The sequence below is a fragment of the Hydrocoleum sp. CS-953 genome, from assembly GCF_002260545.1.
Lineage (GTDB): Bacteria > Cyanobacteriota > Cyanobacteriia > Cyanobacteriales > Microcoleaceae > Trichodesmium.
Map to the genome: position 1 here is coordinate 1 of NZ_LGSU01000622.1, position 3,910 is coordinate 3,910.

The following is a 3,910-nucleotide window of genomic DNA, read 5'->3' on the forward strand; positions in this document are numbered from 1 at the left end:
TGTCCAATAGTTAGAGTAGTTTCCGCACGTTATTATTGTACATATGCACTTGCTTGTGCGACAGCTATATACTTTCATGCAACAAAGCCTTAATTGAGCATACAAACAAATCCCATGTCTGACGATAACTTTGCAATACTTCCTGAAAAACTTCTGGCTTCATGACTAATTGATTTGATTGATTTTCAATCAGATCGTTGAGAGCAACCATTACTTTTTTTAATTGCTTACTCTTCCCCAAAAATTTAGTTGTTTCATACTTAAACCATATAGAACCCATTTGGAATATGAGCAAAAGTGAGGATTAGGAGACAGGAGACAGGAGACAGGAGTTAGGAGTTAGGAATCAGAATTTCGGTGAAATAGAATAGGGAAAAAAGTATAAAAATAGCCCCTTGCTTCATCATCTCCCCATCTCCCCATTCCCCCATCTCTCCAGCTAATTTTATAGATCCTTTCAGGGCTTCTATAGGAATACCAACGACAGCAGCTAGTTGTTGAGGATGGAATTGCACCTGCCAAATAGCACTTTCTAATTCCTTTAATAGACTCAACTCATTTTGTCTAAATGTTAGTTCCTCTTGGGCTTGTCTTTGGTAATAATCTCCTACAGTTAGTCCGAGCATTGTACCCAACACAGCAATACCAACTGCTAAAGAATAACCATAGCCAATTTTTTGGGCAATAGTTAAACCTTTACTCCAGCGCCTAACCAGAGAGAAAAGTTTTCCAGTTTTCATACCGATACCTCATCAGTAGTTTGTTATCTGCATTACTTAAGAAAATCATCTTCTCCCATCGCTTTATAAACTTCACGAATCATGTCATAGTCACTATCTTTAGCAGGAGCTAGGGTAGCATCTTTGAATTTAGAAGCAAAACCTGGCACAGAGAGGATAGCTTGTAGCAGTCTGTTTTTGTGTCTAAAACCTCCTCCAAAGCAATTCTAAATGGTTCATAATCACTCTTTAATTCNATAGTCACTATCTTTAGCAGGAGCTAGGGTAGCATCTTTGAATTTAGAAGCAAAACCTGGCACAGAGAGGATAGCTTGTAGCAGTCTGTTTTTGTGTCTAAAACCTCCTCCAAAGCAATTCTAAATGGTTCATAATCACTCTTTAATTCCTCAAGACTTAAAACATCGCTCACTGCAAATAGCAGTTTATCTTTCTCCTTAACAAGAGAATTATTATTGCTAGGCTGATTATTTGTGGCTGCTGTACAACTAGAAGCAAAGAGGAGTAAATACCAAAGAAAATTACGTCTTAACATAGTATTTTTTCATTAAGGTATCAGGGAAGTTTGATATTGTAGGGGCTTACTTACCAAGCCCCTACCTAGAGCGTTTATTTAGTTGATTAATATTAGACATAGGCGTGAAAAAGATTATAGACTTTTTGTGCATAATAGGGAATATGGAATAGGAAATAGGGAAAAATTTTTACGTCAAAGGTACGAAAAATGATTTGTTTCAGTGAATTCTACTTCTCTTATTTATCTTAAACAAAGAGCAAGTTTATTTTATGGAGATGTCTAATAGATATCTCCATAAAAGAGGGAACAGAGAAAAATAATCGATAAATGATCGATAATAATTGATTTTATTTTTTGTTTTTGGAGATGTCTATTATGTCTGTTTGAATAACCACAATAAAAAATTTAGGTAGGGACGTTCCATGGAACGTCTCTACGGAGTAGGGGGAACCTAAACTTGATTGACAATTTTCCTCAGAACAAGTACCTACTTAGTTCAATTCTATAGCGCTGTGCTCCGGGAACAGGCAACAGGCAACAGGCAACAGGGGGAATAAATTGCCGATAGTATAAGACTTTGAGCTGCTTGGCCCCTACTACAATTTGTAAATATAGCAGCGCTCATTGCTATACATCAGCAATAGACATCTCCGGAAAAGAGGGAGTAGGGAGTAGGGAGTTATGAAATATAGGGAAAAAAATAGACACCCATGTTGAAAAATACTCCTCACACTCCCTCTTCTATTTATAGAAGCCCTAACCGTATCTCCGCAAAGGTGAGAGTTTTTACCAAAGGAGACAGGAGTCAGGAGTCAGGAATTGAGAAATAAAATAGGGGAAAAAAGTAGAAAAATGCCCTCATCTCCGCATCTCCCCACACTTCCCACACTTCCCAAACTCCCACCTCTACTTTTAATAGCTCTCAAGTAGGTTCTACAAGGACTCTCTAACTTAAAACCCAATTAACTAGAGTCCGAACACCATAACCAGTTGCACCAGGATTATTGTAACCACTTTCTGCATCTATCCAAACTGGACCCGCAATATCTATATGTGCCCAAGGTGTATCTTTAACAAACTGCTTCAAAAATAAAGCTGCGGTAATAGCACCACCAGGGCGCGGACCAGTATTTTTCATATCAGCGTGCATAGCTTTCAAACCCTCGAAATATTTTTCTTCCAAAGGCATCTGCCAGATTTTCTCTCCAGCTTTTTCTGCTGCTGCTGTTAGTTGAGCTGCTAAGTCATCATTAGGACTCCACAAACCAGCAATATCATTACCTAATGCCACAACACAAGCACCAGTAAGAGTTGCTAAATCTACAATTGCATCTACTTCCAATTTTTCAGCAAAGACTAAGGCATCTGCTAAAGTCAAACGCCCTTCTGCATCTGTGTTGTTAACTTCAATAGTTTTACCATTGGAAGCAGTCAGAAAATCACCAGGGTGCATGGCGTGACCACTAATCATATTTTCCGTAACAGCGCTGATAAAATGAACTTCCACATCCGGTTTTAACTGACCGATCGCCTTAACAGCACCAAAAGTTGTACCTGCTCCACCCATATCAAATTTCATCATTTCAATGCCACTACCAGAAACTTTTAGGTTTAAACCACCGGAGTCAAAAGTTAAACCTTTTCCTACTATTGCTAACTTGCGACGAGGAGTACCTTCTGGTTTATAAGTGATATGAATAAATTTTGGTGGCAAGTCAGAAGCTTTAGCAACTCCCAGAAAAGCTCCCATACCTAGTTTTTCACAATCTTCTTTTTCTAGAATTTCTAGAGCTAGACCAAACTCTTTAGCTAAAGCTTCAGCAGTTTCAGCCATAGTTATTGGGGTGCAGGAATTAGCGGGAGCTGCTACAAGTTCCCTAGCAAGGATGACTCCTGAACAAATTTGTCGGGCGCGGGCGATCGCTTCATCGGAACCAGCTAAACCAATTAAATCTACTGTTTCTACATCTGGCCCTTGATTTTCCAGTTCAGATTTAAAGCGATTATCTTTATGGAGAGCTAATTCAATACCTTCAGTCATAGCTGTAGCTGTAGCATTAGCATCTTGACACATTGGCAGACTAATGCCAAGAGTTTTACATCTCTCCTTTTTTGCCAAACGTCCAGAGGTAGCTGCTGCTTGGCGTAGAGTATCTAATTTTAACTCCTCTGATTTACCTAGGCCAACTATAATAATTTTCCTTATGGGGCTATTACTACCGACACGAGTTGAAGCACTGCTGTTGGCTTTACCTTTAAATTCTGTTTCTTCAATTAATTCAGATAAAGTACCAGCTAACATTTCGTTCAATTTGGCCATATCCCCGGTTAATTCTGTGGCATCCTCAAATAAACCAATGGCTAGGGCATCTCCGGTCCATTCTAACTGAGGTGTAGTGGTTGCTTTAATTTCCATGTTGATTTCCTCTTTAGCAGTAATAGATTATCTTAATCTGTTTTCTGAATGTATCGACATTTCAGCAATAGTTACCAAAATTAAGATATAAAGCATTTCAGGACTTACTTCTAGTATTCTATTCTCACTCAAAAAATGTTTTTTTTATAATTAAAAATATATAACAAATTTTTATGATATTTATGGATTGATTAATCACTGTATAAGTTCAAATAAAATTTATGTCGATCGAATTTGAAT

At 38.0% G+C, this 3,910-nt stretch carries 4 protein-coding genes; all 4 read right to left on the reverse strand.

Features of this window, described 5'->3' with window-relative positions; genetic code table 11:
- Positions 1–64 precede the first annotated feature (64 nt).
- Positions 65–280: a hypothetical protein gene (locus AFK68_RS06915; RefSeq protein ID WP_094672124.1), complete on the reverse strand. Its 216-nt coding sequence runs from the start codon at positions 278–280 to the stop codon at positions 65–67.
- Positions 281–332: 52 nt separating this feature from the next.
- On the reverse strand, positions 333–740 hold the full coding sequence (locus AFK68_RS06920; RefSeq protein ID WP_094672125.1) for a hypothetical protein: 408 nt from the start codon (positions 738–740) through the stop codon (positions 333–335).
- A gap of 259 nt (positions 741–999) precedes the next feature.
- The gene (locus AFK68_RS06925; protein WP_094672126.1) at positions 1,000–1,272 is read right to left on the reverse strand and encodes a hypothetical protein; all 273 of its coding nucleotides are present in this window, start codon (positions 1,270–1,272) and stop codon (positions 1,000–1,002) included.
- A 928-nt stretch (positions 1,273–2,200) separates the two neighbouring features.
- Positions 2,201–3,670 carry a leucyl aminopeptidase gene (locus AFK68_RS06930; RefSeq protein ID WP_094672127.1) on the reverse strand — a complete coding sequence of 490 codons (1,470 nt, stop codon included), beginning with the start codon at positions 3,668–3,670 and terminating at the stop codon, positions 2,201–2,203.
- Positions 3,671–3,910 lie beyond the last annotated feature (240 nt).

Coding starts and splice junctions, on each gene's coding strand:
- AFK68_RS06915 (WP_094672124.1), bottom strand. CDS start 280: ATGGGTTCTATATGGTTTAAGTATGAAACAACTAAATTTTTGGGGAAG.
- AFK68_RS06920 (WP_094672125.1), bottom strand. CDS start 740: ATGAAAACTGGAAAACTTTTCTCTCTGGTTAGGCGCTGGAGTAAAGGT.
- AFK68_RS06925 (WP_094672126.1), bottom strand. CDS start 1,272: ATGTTAAGACGTAATTTTCTTTGGTATTTACTCCTCTTTGCTTCTAGT.
- AFK68_RS06930 (WP_094672127.1), bottom strand. CDS start 3,670: ATGGAAATTAAAGCAACCACTACACCTCAGTTAGAATGGACCGGAGAT.